Source organism: Lysinibacillus sp. GbtcB16, from assembly GCF_019091145.1.
GTDB classification, from domain to species: Bacteria; Bacillota; Bacilli; order Bacillales_A; family Planococcaceae; genus Lysinibacillus; species Lysinibacillus fusiformis.
The window spans coordinates 1-237 of sequence record NZ_JAGXJV010000853.1 but is presented as its reverse complement, the minus strand read 5'-3'; the positions used below and the strand labels follow the sequence as shown (position 1 = coordinate 237).

Here is a 237-nt window from a genome sequence, read left to right as displayed (position 1 = left end):
GAAAGCAATTGTATGTGAACAGATTGAGCAGTTTCGGCTTGTAGACATAGAGGAGCCGGTTCTTAGAGCCGGGGAGGCTATCGTTCGTATTCAAAGGATCGGCATTTGTGGCACGGATTTGCACGCTTTCAAAGGGAATCAGCCTTTTTTCAGTTATCCCCGCGTACTTGGGCATGAGCTTTCGGGCTATGTCGAAGAGATTGCCGATGGCGTTACAGGACTAGCGGTTGGCGACCA

Annotated in this window: 1 protein-coding gene; it reads left to right on the top strand. The window is 50.2% G+C overall.

The window, feature by feature from the left end:
• Positions 1–7: 7 nt before the first annotated feature.
• Positions 8–237: alcohol dehydrogenase catalytic domain-containing protein (locus KVT27_RS26090; RefSeq protein ID WP_217582323.1), on the top strand; the 230-nt coding region annotated here is incomplete at its 3' end.